The 16,866-nt window shown below is 67.5% G+C and carries 10 protein-coding genes; 5 read left to right on the plus strand and 5 right to left on the minus strand.

Features of this window, described 5'->3' with window-relative positions; genetic code table 11:
• Positions 1 to 185 precede the first annotated feature (185 nt).
• Both pglW and ACWEK3_RS27555 read left to right on the plus strand, forming a co-directional pair.
• On the plus strand, positions 186 to 4,571 hold the full coding sequence (pglW, locus tag ACWEK3_RS27550) for a BREX system serine/threonine kinase PglW (RefSeq protein ID WP_453250826.1): 4,386 nt from the start codon (positions 186 to 188) through the stop codon (positions 4,569 to 4,571).
• 48 nt (positions 4,572 to 4,619) lie between these two features.
• Positions 4,620 to 6,032, plus strand: coding sequence for a hypothetical protein (locus tag ACWEK3_RS27555; RefSeq protein WP_453250827.1), 1,413 nt, complete (start codon positions 4,620 to 4,622; stop codon positions 6,030 to 6,032).
• A gap of 36 nt (positions 6,033 to 6,068) precedes the next feature.
• On the opposite strand, the gene ACWEK3_RS27560 is transcribed toward ACWEK3_RS27555, so the two are convergent.
• The 3 genes from ACWEK3_RS27560 to ACWEK3_RS27570 are packed head-to-tail and all read right to left on the minus strand — an operon-like array spanning position 6,069 to position 9,426.
• Positions 6,069 to 7,514, minus strand: a complete 1,446-nt coding sequence (locus tag ACWEK3_RS27560) for a hypothetical protein (protein ID WP_453250828.1) — start codon at positions 7,512 to 7,514, stop codon at positions 6,069 to 6,071.
• Complete coding sequence (locus tag ACWEK3_RS27565; protein WP_453250829.1) at positions 7,511 to 8,899, minus strand: KGGVGR-motif variant AAA ATPase; 1,389 nt, start codon at positions 8,897 to 8,899, stop codon at positions 7,511 to 7,513. The genes ACWEK3_RS27560 and ACWEK3_RS27565 overlap by 4 nt, the downstream gene beginning before the upstream one ends.
• Positions 8,896 to 9,426, minus strand: coding sequence for a hypothetical protein (locus tag ACWEK3_RS27570; protein WP_453250830.1), 531 nt, complete (start codon positions 9,424 to 9,426; stop codon positions 8,896 to 8,898). Before ACWEK3_RS27570 ends, ACWEK3_RS27565 begins: the two co-directional genes overlap by 4 nt.
• 156 nt (positions 9,427 to 9,582) lie before the next feature.
• Between ACWEK3_RS27570 and pglX the strand changes: the two genes are divergently transcribed.
• Positions 9,583 to 13,302 (plus strand): BREX-2 system adenine-specific DNA-methyltransferase PglX, encoded by a 3,720-nt coding sequence (pglX, locus tag ACWEK3_RS27575; RefSeq protein WP_453250831.1) that lies wholly within the window; start codon positions 9,583 to 9,585, stop codon positions 13,300 to 13,302.
• A 44-nt stretch (positions 13,303 to 13,346) separates the two neighbouring features.
• Here pglX and ACWEK3_RS27580 read toward each other — a convergent pair whose 3' ends face one another.
• Entirely contained in the window at positions 13,347 to 13,538 is a 192-nt protein-coding gene (locus ACWEK3_RS27580; protein WP_453250832.1) for a DUF397 domain-containing protein, read from the minus strand.
• Positions 13,535 to 14,413 (minus strand): helix-turn-helix domain-containing protein, encoded by an 879-nt coding sequence (locus ACWEK3_RS27585; protein ID WP_453250833.1) that lies wholly within the window; start codon positions 14,411 to 14,413, stop codon positions 13,535 to 13,537. The genes ACWEK3_RS27580 and ACWEK3_RS27585 overlap by 4 nt, the downstream gene beginning before the upstream one ends.
• A gap of 216 nt (positions 14,414 to 14,629) precedes the next feature.
• Between ACWEK3_RS27585 and ACWEK3_RS27590 the strand changes: the two genes are divergently transcribed.
• Positions 14,630 to 15,070: an ATP-binding protein gene (locus ACWEK3_RS27590; RefSeq protein WP_453250834.1), complete on the plus strand. Its 441-nt coding sequence runs from the start codon at positions 14,630 to 14,632 to the stop codon at positions 15,068 to 15,070.
• Between the two features lie 185 nt (positions 15,071 to 15,255).
• Positions 15,256 to 16,848, plus strand: a complete 1,593-nt coding sequence (locus ACWEK3_RS27595) for a hypothetical protein (protein WP_453250835.1) — start codon at positions 15,256 to 15,258, stop codon at positions 16,846 to 16,848.
• The last annotated feature ends 18 nt before the right edge of the window (positions 16,849 to 16,866 follow it).

Raw genomic sequence — 16,866 nt, forward strand, 5'->3', positions numbered from 1 at the left:
TCCCAGGTGGCCTGCCAGCACCTGCTGTTGGCAAGTGGAAGCAGACTCCCGTTTGAACTGTTCCGGGCGTGACGTCACCGTTGCGTGGCCGGCCTCACGAGAAACCGCGCAGTCAGTCCATGGCGGTAGGCTCCACCAGGGATTTGTCGGATCCCGAGGGACGGAGCGGTGAGGAGGCCGACGCAGTGGCAGCAACGGGAGGGGACCCGCGGCGGACACCCGGTCCGGCCGTGCCCAAGCCGGGACCGGTCAAGCCCGCCCAGCAGTGGTTCCAGGAGCGTCCCTCTCCCTACTCCTGGGAACAGGACGCGCTGGACCACATCAGGCGTCTCATGCCCGCGGCCGAGCCGTACCGCGCCTGGGCGACCTTCTCCTTCACCGCCCAGTCCGGCCGGGTCAACGAGTGCGATCTGCTGATCGCCGTTCCCGCCGGCCTCTTCCTCGTCGAGATCAAAAGCCACCCCGGTGAGCTCCACAACACCGGTTCGACCTGGAATTTCCGCGGCAAGGACCGCACCCGCACCATTAACAACCCGCTGCACTTCAACGACCTCAAGTCCAAGGAACTGCGCAGCCAGCTCCAGTGGGCCGCCCGCAAGCTCTACCGCAGCGACCGGATGGTCCCGCGCATCGAACCGGCTGTCTTCCTGTCGGCCCCCGACCTCGCCAGCCACCTCGACGAGGTCCAGCGCATCCGCGTGTATGGGCGCGACGACGGCGCGAGCGGTCTGAACCGTATCTGGCAGGACTTCCTCGGACTGCCCCCCGAGCGTCCCGAGCGGCGTGTCACGGAGGAGTTCTCCCGGCACCGGCTGCCGCAGCTGCTCAAGGCCATCGGCATCCGGCAGTCGACCGGTCATCTGCGTTTCGGTGACGCCTGGAAGATGGAGCCGCACCCCCTCGACGCGGGTGCGTCGTGGGAGGACCGCCTCGCCAAGCGGGACGACGGTCTCGCCCAGGAAGAGGGCCGGGTGCGCATCTACCTGGTCAGCCAGGGTGCGACGGAAGCGGACCGCAAGAAGACGGAGCGCGCGGCCCGCCGCGAGTACCAGGTCCTCCAGGGCATCACGCACCGCGGCATCGCCGACGCCATGGAGCTGCGCGACCACGAGGGCGGGCCGGCGATCCTCTTCCGCCACCGTCACACAGATCTGCGCCTGGACCAGTACCTGGACACCTACGGCGACAAGCTCACCCCCGAGATCCGCCTGGACCTCGTACGCCAGCTCGCCGAGGCCGTCCGGTACGCCCACAGCCGCTCGCTGTATCACCGCGCGCTGGCGGCCCGCTCCGTCTACGTGTCCTTCCGGGGCGAGGGCGCGCACCCCGAGCTGCGCATCACCGACTGGCAGACCGCGGCCCGCGACTTCGACAGCAACGCCACCTTCTTCCGGTCCATCGGCGGCTCCGCGCTGGACGCGGCGCTGATCGAGGACGCCGCCCACGTCTACCTCGCGCCCGAGACGGACCAGCCCTTCCCGGACCCCGGGGACCTGGACATCTTCGGCCTGGGCGCCGTCTCCTACCTGATCCTGACCGGCAAGCCCCCGGCCCCGCAGCGCAGCGTCCTCAAGGAACGGCTGCGCACCGAGTCGGGGCTGCACTTGTTCGCGGTCGCCGACGGCGTCTCCGACGCGCTCGATGCCCTGGTTTTCAAAGCCACCCGCCCCGACGTCAACGACCGGCTCAGTTCCGCGGAGGAGTTCCTGGACCTCCTCGACGAGGCGGAACGGGCCGGTGCCGCGCCCGACTCCGTGGCGGCGCCGACCGTCGACCCGCTGGAGGCACTGCCCGGCCAGGCCCTGGACGAGGAATGGTCGGTACGCCGGGTCCTCGGCACGGGGGCCACGGCCCGCGCCCTGCTCGTAGAGCGCGCAGTGGAGGACGACGACGGCACGATCCGCATCGAGGAACGCGTCTTCAAGGTGGCCCTCGACGAGCAGAAGGCCGACCGGCTGCGCGCGGAGGAACGCGCTCTGAAACTGGTCGGCGGAGGCGCCGTCGTCCAGCTGCGCGGGGACGGCCTGCGCGAGATCGGTTCCCGTACGGTCCTGCAGCTGGAGTACGCAGGTGAGCAGTCCCTCGGTGCCCGGCTGCGCGGCAAGGGACAGCTCAGCTACGACGAACTGGAGTGCTTCGGCGAGGACCTGTTTCTCGCCCTCGACCAGCTCGCCGCGCACGGCGTCCGGCACCGCGACATCAAGCCGGACAACCTCGGCATCCAGCGTCGCAAGGACTTTACCTGGCAGCTCAAGCTGTTCGACTTCTCGCTGACGGACGCCTCCGACCGTGACGTGAAGGCCGGCACCCGCGGCTATCTCGATCCGTTCCTCGGGTCCGTGCGCCGCCCACACTTCGACGACCACGCCGAACGCTACGCCGCGGCTGTCACCCTGCACGAGATGGCGAGCGGCGAGCGGCCGCTGTGGGGCGACGGCCGCATCGACCCGCTCACCAACGAGTCCGCCGAGCTGTACATCGCCAGTGAGCTGTTCTACCGGCCTCTGCAGTCCGGCCTGACCGCCTTCTTCCGGCGCGCTCTGCACCGTGACATCGAGCACCGTTTCGACACGCTGCGGCAGATGAAGGACGCCTGGCAGAAGGTGTTCCGGGATGCCGACACGGACCGGCCGCCGACTACCCCCTCCACGGTGGGTACCGAGGCGGAGGACACCGAGCAGGCACGGGACCGGGCGGCGCTGGCCGCCGACGCCCACACGGAGCTGGAGCTGGCCGGCCTGTCGCCGCGTGCGGTCACGGTCGCCGCCGGTCTCGGCGGCACCACGGTCGGCCAGCTGCTGGACGTCCAGCCGTCCGTGATCTCCAAGGCCCGTGGCGCCGGCCCGCTGGTGCGCAAGGAGCTGAACCGCCGCCGCAACCAGTGGGTGGCCGCCCTGCGGGGCAAGGCCGCCTCTCCGGCCAAGGACGAGGAAGCGCAGGCCGGGGTCACCGGCATCCTGTCGATCGACGACATGGTTGACCTGCTGACTCCGCCGCCCGGCCGCAAGGGCTCGCACCGCGCCGACGTGGTATGCCTCACCCTCGGACTACCGCCCGAGGACGGTGGTCTATCCCCGCTCGGCGCCTGGCCCGTGCAGGCGCGGATAGCCGATCACCTGGGCATCAAGCAGCCGCCGGTCTCCCGCCACCACCGGACCGAGATCAAGCGGTGGGCCGAGGCCGAGTGGTTGCAGACGGTGTGCACCGAGCTGATCGAGATCGTCGCCGCCTTCGGCCGCGTGATGACCGCCTCGCAGGCCGCGCAGGAACTGCGTGCCCTGCACGGCGCGCAGGACGACACCCCCGAGCGCGTGCTGGCCCGGTCACTGGCGGTCGTCCGGGCCGCCGTCGAGGCGGAGACCCGTGAGGAGGAGGGGCACGAACCCCGCCTCGCCGTGCACCGGCGCGGCGACACGGTGCTGCTGGCGTCCGAGTCCCTGCCCGGCACCGACGACCCGAACCCCCGCGAACTGGCCGACTACGCGGCGGAGCTGGGCGCGACCGCGGAAAAGCTCGCCGGCCGGGAGCCCCTTCCGGGACGCGCCGAAGTGGTGCGGGAGCTGCGCGCGGTGCCCGTCCCGGAGGGCTTCGCGCCGCTCGCCGACACCCGTCTGGTGCAGCTGGCCGCCGCCGTGGCATCGTCCGTGGTGCGCCACACCCCCCGCCTCGAGCTGTACCGGCGTGACCTGAGCTTGGAACGCGCGCTGCGCATCTCGCAGGCCGGCGCGGGTGTGCGGCCGGACCGGGGGATCACCGCGGCCGAACTCGTCGCCCGGGTACGGGCCCGATTCCCCGACCTGGACGTCCTGGCGGACGGCCGCGAGCCGACCCCCGTGGTGCTGGAGGACGCGCTCCAGGCGGCTCGTTTCGACCTGCGGCACGACGACGAGGCCGGACGTTTCCTCCCCCCGCTGCCGCGGTCGACCGGCCCCTGGTCCTCCACGGGCTCGGTCACCAGCATGCTGCCTCCAGTCCGGTCCGTGGTGCGCCGCGAGCCCGAGGACCCGCACGGTGAGCTGCGCGAGCACCTCGCCGAGAGCGTCCGCCGCGGAGGCTTCCTCGCCCTGACGGTCAAGGCCGCCCGCCTGCAGGGCACGGCCGAGATGATCGCCGCCCGCTTCCCGGTGGTGCCTGTGGACCTCGGGGCGCTGTTCCTGCGGGAGTTCAGGCAGCTAGTTGAGGAGAAGGGCCAGGACTGGCGGACGGTCCTGCGCGCCGACGCGGCCTCCGCGCCGGGCCGGGTGAAGCCGGGCCTCGCCACGTTCGTCCGCGTCGTGTGGCAGCGGGTCGCCGACGACCTCGCCGCCCGGTCCGCCGAGCCGCGCACGGTGCTCTTCCTCCATGACGCGGGTCTGATCGCCCGGTACTGGGACGAGGGCGGCCGTACGTTCCTGGTCACCCTTCAGGCAGCCGCCCGCCGGCCGTCGGAGGGGCCGCACGGCCTGTGGCTCCTGTGCCCGATGGAATCCAGCATCCAGGACCCGCATCTGGATGGACAGACGGTCCAGGCACTGCGCAATGACGGGGAGGTGACCTACCTGGCCGGAGGGTTCCTCAAGCAGCCTGTGTAGGAGGGGAAAAGAGCCTCATCTGTCAGAGGGACCGGCAAGAATACGCTCATGGTGGCGATCATCAAGTGCCGTGATTACGAGATCGATTTCCTCAGGCAGCTCGAGCAGCTTCATCAAGCTCGGCGGCACGACTGGGAGTGGACGGTCACGCGTCGGCGTGACCAGTGGTCCAAGGGAAGCCACCTGCTCCTGATCGCTTCCATGGACCGGTACGGGCGCTTCGAGATCACCCGTGTGGGAAAGTCCGTTCGTCGGCGAGGCGCGAAGGACCAGGAGCAGCAGCTGCGCATCACCCACGTGCGTCCACTGCGCAGGCCCCTCGCCCTCGATGGACTCCTCGACGGACTCACCGCTATACAGCGGCGCCATCTGATCGAGGAGGGCCAGCAGACCAAGGGCACGGGCGAGGCGATACGTGCCCTGCTGCTGGAACTCCGGCCCGAACTCACCGAAGCGGTAAAGGTGATCGAGGGAGCCACCGAACCCTGGAACTTCGGGAATTCACGTGCCGCACAGGAGGTGGCCCTGCAGCGGGACGCCACCCTCGCCGTGACGCGCATGGCAGGTATGCAGGCTCCTCGCCTGGCTGAATGGGACCCGCCCGCCGAGGAGCTGTACGACGACACGGTGCCCCCGTTGTTCCTCGACCTCGTGGGTGGAGCCCGCCATCCTGACCAGCTGCTCGACGCAATGGAGTTGGATCCGCAGGACCCTCCCGTCCGTTCCGAGGCGCTGAGCGACCAGCCGGCACTCGAGGACCATCTCGTCACGCATGACACCCGTGCGATGCTCGGGTGGCTCAGCGAGGCGACGAACCATGTGGCCTGGCGTGAGTTCCGTGAACACGGCCGCACGCTGCTGGTTGCGAACGCCAACCGCACCCCGGCGGAGCAGGCCCTCGGCTGCGACATCATCTTCTACAACGTCACGCGCCACAGCCTCGTCCTCGTGCAATACAAGAAGCTCGACGCCGAGCGAGGCGGCTTCTACTACCCGAACAGCGACCGGAACCTCGCTAAGGAACTGGTGCGGATGAGGAGCCTGGACCGGTACGCGGAGAGGCACGCCGGTCTGGCCGACGAGCAGAGGTTGGACCCCAGCCCGAGTTGGATCAAGCTCTGTCATCCGCGGTCCGTGCTGCCGCACACGACGGAGATGATCCACGGGATGTATTTCTCCCGCCGGCAGTTCGAGTCGCTGTGCGACGACAGTCGCCTGAAAGACGGCCGAGGCGGCGCTGTCCGGTTCGGCTACAAGAACGTCCCGGGCTATCTGGACAACACGTTGTTCGCGCGCTTGGTGGAGACGGGCCAGATCGGCACCACCGGCACGAGTACCGACCTCGTCCGCCAGCAGGTCATCCGCAGCTTCAGCGGACAGCGCAACCTCGTGTTTGCCACGCTGAGAGGGGAGGAGCCGCCGCAGGCGGAGCGGAACGCGCAACGCCGACAGGCACGCTGAGCGAAGGGCGCTCCCCGGGAGCGGTTGCGGCTCCACTCAGACGGGCATCCGGGGGACGCCGCCCCGGCGGCTGATGTCGAAGGCGAGGCGGTAGATGTCCGGCAGGTCGATGGTGTCTGAGCCGCGCTTGGTCACGACGCCGAGATCCTTGAGTTCTTCGAGCAGCGCGACGGGATTGTCGAGGTCGCGTGGACCGCTGCCGCCTTTCTCGCTTTCCAACAGCGCACGCACCTTTGAAGCGAGCGATCCAAGACGCCATGCGTGGTGCATCTGAGACGCCTCCATCGGGACCTGTGCGCCCTCAAGTTGTTCGAGGGCGAGTGCGGCCCACCCGAGATCGTCCTTGAGCTCGGCCATGCGAACCGACGAGGCGGTGCTGAGGCTTTCGAGGATGGCGTCGTAGTGCAGGGGGACGGGGTGACCGGCGAACCGCTCGCTGGTGATGCGTGCGGCCTTGCCCAGCGTGGAGAGCCAGGTGCGCGGGCTCACCTGGCCCTTGCCGTCCTGCAGGTGGTTCGGTACCCAGGTGTAGGTGTGGCCCTTGCGGCGGTCCTTGCCCATGAAGGGGCCCGCCAGGGTGATGAAGACCTTCTCCTGCTGCTCCTGGTCGGCGAGGAGGGCCACGGGGGGCAGGTACCGTCCGTCGCCCTCCGCACGCCAGTCCCCGGTCGCCTCACGGAACTTCTTCGCTTCCGGACCGTCGTGGTTGCCCAGTTTGTGGAAGAGGAGCCCGTAGAGGTTCTCACGGCTCCAGATGAGGTCGGTCGCGTTGGCGCCGAGCTTGGAGGCGTCCGCGAACATCTTGGGCGCGCTGTCGTACATGTCGGGACGGACGAAGATTTTGGCGCGCAGGGTCCCGGTGGTGAGCCGCAGCTCTAGCGCCGTCTGGAAAAGACCGGACAGTAGGAGGTCGGCCTGCCCGCGGTCGGGGTGCAGGTGCTCCAGCCCGTCGAAGAGCAGGACCAGGGTCTCCTTCCGGCGACGTGTCTCCTGGTCGGCTTGTTGCAGCGCGTCGCCGTACGCCTCAAAGTTCTTCTTGGTCCAGCGGACACGCTCAGTCCAGTTGGGGAGCTGCCGTACCGCGGGTGTGCCGAGGACGTTCAGCACGACGGCGGGCCACAGTTCGTCGGGGCGGACACCGGCGTCAACGAGACCGCGGATGGTGCGCGTGTCGGGGAACGCCGGACTGTTGCTCCGGTCCGTCCCGAACCCCGTCCGTACCTCGATGCGGCGCAACCGCGGCATCATGTACGCGTCGGCGGCGACCCCGCGCAGCTCCGGGTCGGTGAGTGCCTTGGCCCAGTAGGTCTTTCCGGTGCCGCGGAACCCCCGCACGACGGTGACGTCCGGGTCCAGGGCGAGGCGGTGCGACGAGGGCGTGAATAGGGTGTGGAAGTCCGGCGCCTCGGTGTCGGCGTCGGTCGGCGCCCCGAGTGCCTGGGTCAGCAGCGTCCGGTAGTCGTGGACGGTCGGCTCGCTCATGCCGTCTCCTCCTGGTGCGGGGGCGGCAGAAGACGCTCGACGGAGTTCACGAACGTCCGGTACGCGGCTTCCACGAACGGCAGCTCGGGCCACGCCCTGCTGCGCAGCGGGTCGAGCCCCACCAGGTCGTTGCCGAACAGGATGGGGATCGGGGCGTACGGCCTGTCGTCCTCCTGCCAGTCCGGGGCGAGGAAGGGCTCGGCGTCGTTTCCGTCGTCCGGAAGGTTGTACAGCGTCTCCGTGAACATCTCGTGCGCGTGCTTGCGTAGCGTGCTCAGCCGCCCTATGTCCCCGGCGGAGTGGAACATCGCGGCCACGATCCGGATCCGCTCGCGTAGTTCGCGCGCGCGGTCCGGGCGCCGCTGCCACTCGGACAACAGCATCCGGTACCCCTCCCAGGTGGAGGGGTTGTCCACGGCGAAGAGCAGGGCGAGCCCGCTGAGCCGGGTCAGCACGACCGCCGCGATGTCGTGGATGCCGGCGCGGCTGTCGAGCAGCACGATGTCGGGCTTGCGCGACAGCTCGGCGACCTGGTCCTCGCAGGCGGCGATGGCGTCCTCCAGACGTACGGCGAACGGGCGCGGGGCGCCGCCAGGTTCGGACGGGGGGAGGTCGCTGTAGATGCGGTTCAGCTTGGCGAGGTAATCGTACGGCTTGCCCTCCAAGGGCAGACCTCCGGCGGGTGCCAGCCACACTTCGCCGTTGCCGCTGTAGGGGAGGACCGAGGTGCGGGTGACGAGCTCTAGGCCGTCGGCGTTGCCGACGGCCGACTCCACGAGGTGGTCGACGATGCCGTGCCGGGGCATTCCTGCCGGATCGGCGAGCAGGTTGGAGACGCCGGGCGACTCCAGGTCGAGGTCGACGACGAGGACGCAGCGGCCCCGGTCCGCCAGATGACGGGCCAGCACTGTGGTGGCGGTGGACCGGCCGACACCGCCCTTGAACCCGTACAGGGCGACGCGGCGGTCCTGCCGGGTCCCGACCGTCTCCTCGGCGTCCACGCCGTTCGGTGCGGTGTCCTGCAGCCAGTCCGTGCCGACGACGGTGCGTTCGAGGACGGCCACCCTGCCGGCGCCGTCCGTCCGCGGTGTGACCTCGGTCAGTTCCGGCACGTCGAAGAACAGCTCGGGGGCGAAGAGGACACTGGCGACCTGCACCGGGTCGATTCCGGTGAACGGATGGGTCGCCGCAGCGAACTCCTCCCTCAGCGCCGTCAGTTCGGCAGCGTCGGGCGTCATCCGGTCGTCGCGATCGTCGATGAGGAGGGACACCCGGCCCAGCAGGTCACGTGCGAGGACGACGTCCCGGCCGCCCTCGGCGGCTCGTGCCGCATGGTCGAACGCGATTTGCCAGGCCTCGTCGAAACGAGTGGGTTCAGCAGTCATGCGAGGGTGCCGGTTCCTAGCGTGCGGGCCTGCTCGTGAGCGGCGATGAGGTCGTATGCGGCTTGCAGATGGCAGGCGAGGTCGGCCTCGGTGATGGACGTCTCGTCGCAGTACCGCCCCTCGACGGCCCACCCGTGGAACGGGTTGGAGGCGATGAGCTGGGTGAACAGCGGACCCACCTCGCGGCCCCTCCGCCGCCCGGCGATGGCGCACAACTGGCCCCACAGCCAAGGCAAGTGACCGTGCATGTAGTCCTGCTGCGGGAGGTTGTTTAGCCCCTCGCGCTCCATCCGTTCCTTCGCCTCATGCTTCAGGTCCGGGTGGAAGGGGCGCCCCTTGCCGGTCAGGGCGGACCCGAGGTAGTCGAGCAGGATGGCCTTGATCGCACACTCGGCGGCCAGTCCTGCGAGGTGGTCGGCGGATATCCGTAACCGTTTCCCGGCGGCCAGCTGCGCGGTGTCGTAGTGGTGCCTGCTCGCCGCCCTGAACGCCGGCGGCGGCACACTCGGAGTGGTGGGAGCCGTCACGACGATCACTTTAACGGCGTGATCGCAGGAAATGGAGCGGTTTCGGTATGCCGGGTGGCCTCCGCCCGCCCTCCGCCACCTGGCAGGATTGGTGCCCTGGCGCAAGGGACCGCGGTGGACCGCAGCGCACGCAGTGCATCGAGAAGGAAGCGGAACGTGACGGACGTCAAGGCTGGTGTGGACCCAGAGGCTCTGCTCAAGGACCTGAAGCGGCAGGTCACGGCCCTGGAGGACGACCTGAGGGCGCGTACCGAGTCCGTGGAGGAGATCCGGGTCCGCCTGGAGACCGAGTACCAGCACGCCCGGGAGGCCCGGCGCACGGCAGCGACGTATGGGGCCTGGTGCGACGAACGGGTCACCCAGTCCGCCGCGGCCTGGGTGCTGGCCTGCGTCTTCGTCCGCTTCTGCGAGGACAACGGCCTCATCGACGAGCCGTTCATCGCTGGCCCGGGAGAGCGGCTCGCGGAGGCCGAGGCCCGGCACGAGGCGTTCTTCCGTGAGAACCCGACCAAGAACAACCGTGACTGGCTGTTCGCCGCGTTCGACGCCATCCGCGAGGCGAACGACACGGCGGCCGGCCTCTTCGACAAAGCCCACAACCCGCTGTGGGACATCGAGCCCAGCTACGAGGCGGCGACCGAGCTGCTGTCGTTCTGGCGGCGCTGGGGCGCCGAGGGCGATATCCGCTACGACTTCACCGATCCCCAGTGGGACACCCGCTTCCTTGGGGACCTGTACCAGCACCTCAGCGAACACGCCCGCAAGACGTACGCGCTGCTCCAAACACCGCAGTTCGTCGAGGAGTTCATCCTCGACCTCACGCTGGAACCGGCGGTCTCGACGGACGCGTTCGGCCTGAACCCGGTGTGGGAGGGCCCGGACGGTGAGGAACGGCGGGGCCTGCGCACCATCGACCCGGCCTGCGGGTCCGGGCACTTCCTGCTGGGCATTTTTCACCGGCTGATGGACAAGTGGCGTGCCGCCGAGCCGGGCACGGATGTGTGGACGCTGGTGCGCCGGTCCCTGGAGTCGGTGCACGGTTGCGACAAGAACCCGTACGCGGTGAGCATTGCCCGCTTCCGGCTGCTGGTGGCCGCCATGCAGGCGGCGGGGGCGCGGCGGCTGAAGGGCGCGCCGCCGTTCCCGATCAACGTGGCGGTAGGGGATTCGCTGCTGCACGGGCGGGACGCGGCGGGTATTCAGACCGACCTGGATACGTTGTTCGCTGAGGCGCAGATCGGGCGCGAGGAGGGGGCGTTCGCGTACTCGACGGAGGATGTGTGGGAGTACGCGAAGCGGGTTGATCTGCTGGGGCGTGGATCTTATCACGTGGTGGTGGGAAATCCGCCTTACATCACGGTTAAGGATAAGCAGGAGAAGGAGAATTACAAGAAGGGTTACGACGCCAGTGTCGGCCAGTACGCGCTTTCGGTACCCTTCGCGCAGCGGCTCTTTGATTTGGCGATCAAGGGGGCTGGGGGGGCTGTTGGCGGAGGTGGCTTCGTGGGGCAGATTACCGCCAACTCCTTCATGAAGCGCGAGTTCGGAAAGAAGCTGATCGAGACGGTCTTTTGGGAGCGCGTCGAGCTGTCGCATGTGATCGACACCTCGGGTGCTTATATTCCTGGGCACGGTACTCCGACGGTGATTCTCGTGGGGCGTAATCGAGTGCCGAGTGAGAAGAATTCTGTGCGAGCGGTTCTAGGGCTGCGGGGTGAGTCGCAGGAACCAGAAATTGCCTCTCAAGGGGAAGTCTGGAAATCCATTGTCGAGCTAGTTCGCTGGCCGGGCGAGGGCTCGGAATGGGTGAGTGTTGAAAATCTGCAGCGTGCGCAACTTGCCGACTTCCCGTGGTCGTTGAGCGGGGGTGGAGCAGGCGCCCTGATGCAAAATTTGAACAATGCACGGAAGGGTAGGCTCGATGACAGGGTAGAGAGTATTGGCTTCTGTGCTGTCACCAGGGAAGATGAGGCCTATTTGGTCGGTCATGGCTTCGGGCGACGCAAGGGAATTTCGGTCAATAAAGTTCGACCGATTCTTGGCGGCGGAGATGTTCGGGACTGGGGGCTCGCTCTAGGAACGGAATCAATCTTCCCGTACTCGGATTCTTTGCGTTCGGCTGAAGGTGACATCTCGGCTCTGAGAGAGCTCTGGCCAAATCGAACCCTTCTGAAGCTACGCAGGGCTCTTTCTGGGACTCAAGAGGAGCAGGGGTTGACTTGGTATGAGTATTCAAGTTTTTCCCCATTGCGGTACTGGGCTAAGTGGCTGATCAGCTTTCCTTTTGTGTCGACTCATAATCATTTTGCGCTTCGTCGAGATGGTCAAGTATTTATCCGGACTGCGCCTGTTATTAGATTGCCTGATGATGTGGGAGAGGGGGAACATCTGGAGTTGCTGGGAGTGCTGAACTCTTCGGTTGCTTGTTTCTGGCTTAAGCAGGTCAGTCAAGACAAGGGGAATCGAGGAGGGGAGCGGTCCACGGGGCGGTATGCCTGGGAAAGCTTTTACGAGTTCACCGGCACAAAGCTTCAGGAATTCCCTCTTCCTGAACGCATGCCGCTTGAGCTTGGACGTATGCTGGACTCGGCAGCGAGCGAGATGGCACGGTGTGAGCCTTCGACTGTGGCTGCGAAGCAGGTTCCTCTAAGGGAGGCGCTAAACGAAGCGCGTGCCAAATTCGAGCGTACTCGTTGTGACATGATTGCTTTGCAGGAAGAGTTGGACTGGCAGGTTTATGGTCTTTACGGACTGCTTAATTCGGCAGATGTGGCCAGGGCTACCGTTCCTTCAGAGCGGCTCGCTGAATGCCCAGAGGTGGAGTTGGGGCAACGCGCGTTCGAGCTAGTCATTGCACCCAACGCTGAGCGGGATGAGGCCGTCGAACAGTGGTTCCGACGGCACGGTTCCACTCCTGTCGCCGAGGTCCCCACTGCCTGGCCCTACTGGTACCGCGAAATTGTGCAGGCGCGTATCGACATCATCACATCCCGCAAGGACATCGCCCTCATCGAGCGCCCCGAGTGCAAGCGGCGCTGGGCTGACGAGCCGTGGGAGAAAAAGGAGCGCGCCGCGCTGCGGAACTGGTTGCTGGATCGGTGCGAGAGGTCCGAGCTGTGGTACGAGTTCCGGGAGGGGCTCAAGCGGCCCCGCCCGATGACCGTCAACTACCTTGCCGATCAGCTCAGTACGGACGAGCACTTCACCGCCGTCGCCGCGTTCTACGCCTCCGACCACCTCGGCAAGCCCGACCTTCCCCTCGCGCAGATACTGACCGAGGTGATCGCCGACGAACACGTGCCCTACCTCGCCGCGATGCGTTATAAGGACCCCGGCCTGCGCAAGCGTGCGCAATGGGAGGAGGTCTGGCGGCAGCAGCGCGAGGAGGACCGTACAGGGCAACGGCTCGACATCCCCGTGCCGCCCAAGTACACGTCCGCCGATTTCGCCCGCGCATCCTACTGGTCGAATCGCGGCAAGCTCGACGTGCCTAAGGAGCGGTTCATCTCCTACCCCGAAGCTGGGCCCGACAGCGACTCGACGCTGATGCTTGGGTGGGCCGGCTGGGACCACAAGGACCAGGCGCAGGCTCTCTTCGAGCTGCTGGCCGCCCGCACCACGCGGGATGGCTGGAGTTCCGAGCGGATCGTTCCGTTGCTCGCCGGCCTCCAGGAGGTCATGCCATGGATCAAACAGTGGCACGGGGAGTACGACGACGAGTGGGGCGACGTACCGGCGGACGAGTTGGAGGCCGAGTTCGAGAACCAGCTCCGCAAGCACCAGGTCGGTGTGGAGGAGCTCAAGGCCTGGCGTCCGGTGCGGAAGACGCGTGGCCGTAAGGCAGCAGCGAAGCAGCCTGCTCTGGACGTCGATTAGATGTTGAGGTCGGTGGGGCAGCGACGCACGCTGCCCCACCGGATTCAGATGCGCGAGTCGGCCGCCAGGGCCGCAAACGCCGACCAGGCATCGCGGGACACGGCCAGTGACTGCCTGTCCGTATCCTTCGAGTCTCGGACGAGAACGGCCTGGGTGCGCACGGCGACCTCGATGCAGTTGTCGCCCTCGCTTCCGCTGTAGCTGCTCTTGAACCAACCCTGTTGAGTGGTGCTCATCGCGCTCCTCGCATCTTTTCCAGCAGGCTCACTGTGGCCCTGCAATCATGGGCCTGCGCACGCAGCTTGCCATAGCGTTGGAGCAGAACACTCACGTCCCTGGGCGCGGTGATCAGGTTGCTCGACCGCTGGCCTTCGGTGTAGCCCAGCCAGCGATGGTCAGGTGTCTCGGCCAAGTACATGTGGCCATCGACTCCACAGTGATCTTCTTGGTGAAGCGGCATGATCTGGATTTCGACGTTGCGCACACGACCCATGCTCAGCAGGTGTTCGATGACGGCTTTCGTTACCTGGCTTCCCTCGAGACCTCGTTCTAGTACGGCCTGTTCGATGACGAAGCTGAATGCAGTGTTGGGCCTATTCATGATGATCTGCTGGCGATCGAGTCGAGCGGCAACTTCACGATCGAGCTGCTCCTCCGTGACAGGTGGCAGCCTGCGGTCGAAGACAGCCCTGATGTACGACTCAGGCTGCAACAACCCTGGAATAGCCCGGCACTCGTACGCATACAGCGAGATCGCCTCCTCCTCGACCCCCGCCCACTGCCGGAACCACGAGGCCAACCCCGCCTTCCGTGTCAGGCTTCGTGCCGCCGCCTGCAGAACCCGCGCCGCAGTCGCCCCCAGCGCCTCCTCCGACCGGTCCAGCAGGTCCCGTGGTGGGAACCGCTTGCCCTGTTCGATCTTGGCGATGTAAGCGACCGAGTACCGCACCAGCGGCGCGAACTGCCCCTGCGTCAGGCGGGCTTCCTCCCGCAGGGCCTTGAGTACCGCGCCGAACGTCTTCAGGCTGTCCGAGAGCTCTGGCTCGCAGTTTCCGCCCCCGCCACCCTGCCCGGCGCTTCCACCCACCCCGCCACCGTTGTCCACCGCCATCGCAGCCGCCTTCCCCTGTGCCCACGTGCCGTCGGGCCGTGTCCATGCCGGGCCCGAGCACCCTCCGTACCGTGTGCCGAGCGTGCTGCGCCACGCTCGGCACACCCATCGTCACGTATAGCGATCGACCCAGTCCAGCGAGTGAACCAGTACAGCGTGATCTGTGTCGGTGCCGGACCTGCCGACGGCTCCTCACCTCCCGGCAGGGTGGCCGGCATGTCAGCCCCACGTACACAAAGCTCCGCCCCGGCCGCGACGTTTACGCAGTGCTTCTCCGCGACCCGCCGCGGTGCGCGCCTCGCCCGGCTGCTCGCCGCCCACCAACTGACCGAGTGGGGCCACCCGCATGGCACCGAGGCACACGACACCGTCATCCTCGTCGTCGCCGAACTCGCCGCGAACGCGGTCCTCCACGGCCGGGTCCCGGGACGGGACTTCGCCCTGTCACTGTCCTACGACGCCGGTCGGGGCACTGTCCGGATCGAGGTGGCCGACACCCACCCCGCCATGCCGACGCGTAAGGCTCCCGACTCGGACGAGGACGGCGGCCGCGGCCTGGTCCTTGTTGATGCCTTCGTCGTCGCCTGGGGTATCTGCGACCGCCCCGGCCCCGGCAAGACGGTATGGGCCGAGTGCGCGACGGTTCCCCGAGCCTGACAACCCCAGCGCCTCTGAATCCAAACACACGGCATTCATTCGCTTGAGCAGCCCGGACCTGAGCGTGCTCAGGGCATTGGGGACTTCGGCGGGGCAGTATTACGGTGGCTCTCCGAGCGGTGCCCTGACCGCGTTCGGTGGGGGACGCGGTCCGCTGCACAGGGCATCCGGGGAGAGGGGCCACCGTGCAGGCGCTGTATGCCGTCAGTTTCGACGTCCAGTCCGCCCAAGAAAAGCTGGACCATGTCTACGAACGTCTCCGCCGCCATCTCGCCGACTGGCTCAGCGCCCGCGGCCGTGTACCGGCGCCGTCCGAGACCGACTTCGACCAGGATGGTCGAGCGGTGCTCCCAGGGAAGATCCCCGGCCATGGCGACCGCACGGCGAGCTGGATGGTTGCGGGGGACGAGCGCACTCGCGCCCTGCGCGTGACCATCCACCAGCCGCTGTTCGACGGCCCGGCCCAGTTCGTCACGGGGATCACAGTCTCCCAGTCGGAGGAAGGCGGTGGCGGACTCAGGGTCGTCATGGGCAGGGAGATCCCCGACGGCTGGATCGCCCCGGTGCGGGATCCGCGGCTCAGGCGCCCTAACCTGCTACGGGAGGTGCTGAAGGACGGGGAACTCGAGGTACGGGTGCTGAATCAGGTCGCCACCGGGCGGTACGAGAGGATCCGGGACGAGGGAAGCGCGGCCGTACTCCTCGACTCCCTCGCCCTGAGTACGCGCTTGCCCATCCTCCTGGTGCAGCCCAGGGACCAAGCGGCATGGAACATGGCGGCCGATGCCTCGGGCCAGCTCGCCGGGCTCGCCCAAGTGGTGACCCTGAACTACCTGACTGCGCAAGCGGTCCGCCGGGTCCACGAGCAGGTGGCCGTCCCCAGTGGTGGTGCCCGGCTGGTCTGGCCCCATCTCGACCTGGAGCATCCCGCCTACTCGCGTGAGGAGGTGTGCCGGCCGTCCTTCGTGGAAACACAGCTGATGCCGTCGCTCGGTCACCTCTCCGTCATCGCCCGAGGCAGGGATATTGCGTGGGAGCGGGCGCGGCAGGCTTCGTACCGGGCAGGGGCGCGCAGGGCGGCGGAGCAGTTGTCCCGCGCGCAGGCCGCCGGAGACAAGGCCGGCGAGCTCAAAGCGCTGAACGACCGGATGCGGCAGCTCGAAGAGGAGGCCAAGTCCTGGGAGGACATGGCGCAGAGCTGCATGGAGGAGCGTGACAAGGCGCGGTCCGAGGCCGCCGACGCCGAAGTGCTGCGCCAGGAGCGGGACTACTGGAAGAACCAGTACCTGGATCTGCCGAAAGGCGGGAGTGGCCAGACGGCTGCGCTCGACGTCTGGAGCGAGATCCCGGTCCTGGGGGCGACGGACGCCCTGCCCACGTTCCAAGCCCTCACTGAGACGTCGGAGCAGCGCATCGCATTCACGCCGAGAGCGGCGCGCGTTTGGAAGGACTCCCGATACCCATACCCCCAAGAGATGACCGACCGGTTGGTCGCTCTCGCGCAGGCCGCGATGGACCTGTACACCAAGTCCGGCAAGATACCCAGGCTGGTCCAATGGTTCTACGACAACCACGGGCTGAAGTTCGCGCCCAGCGACGAGAAGCTCAGCAAGGACAAGGACAAGCGCTACTTCATGTTCGACGGGGAGCGTTGGGACGGACTGCCGCACATCAAGGTCCGGGACGCCGTTTCCCCCAACGAGGTCGGACGGATCTACTTCGCCCTCGACTTTGAGGGGAAGCGCTTCATCGTGAACCACGTCGGACTGCACCTGTAGCCGGTCCGCGCGGGTGCC

It is taken from the genome of Streptomyces sp. NPDC004721 (genome assembly GCF_053601495.1).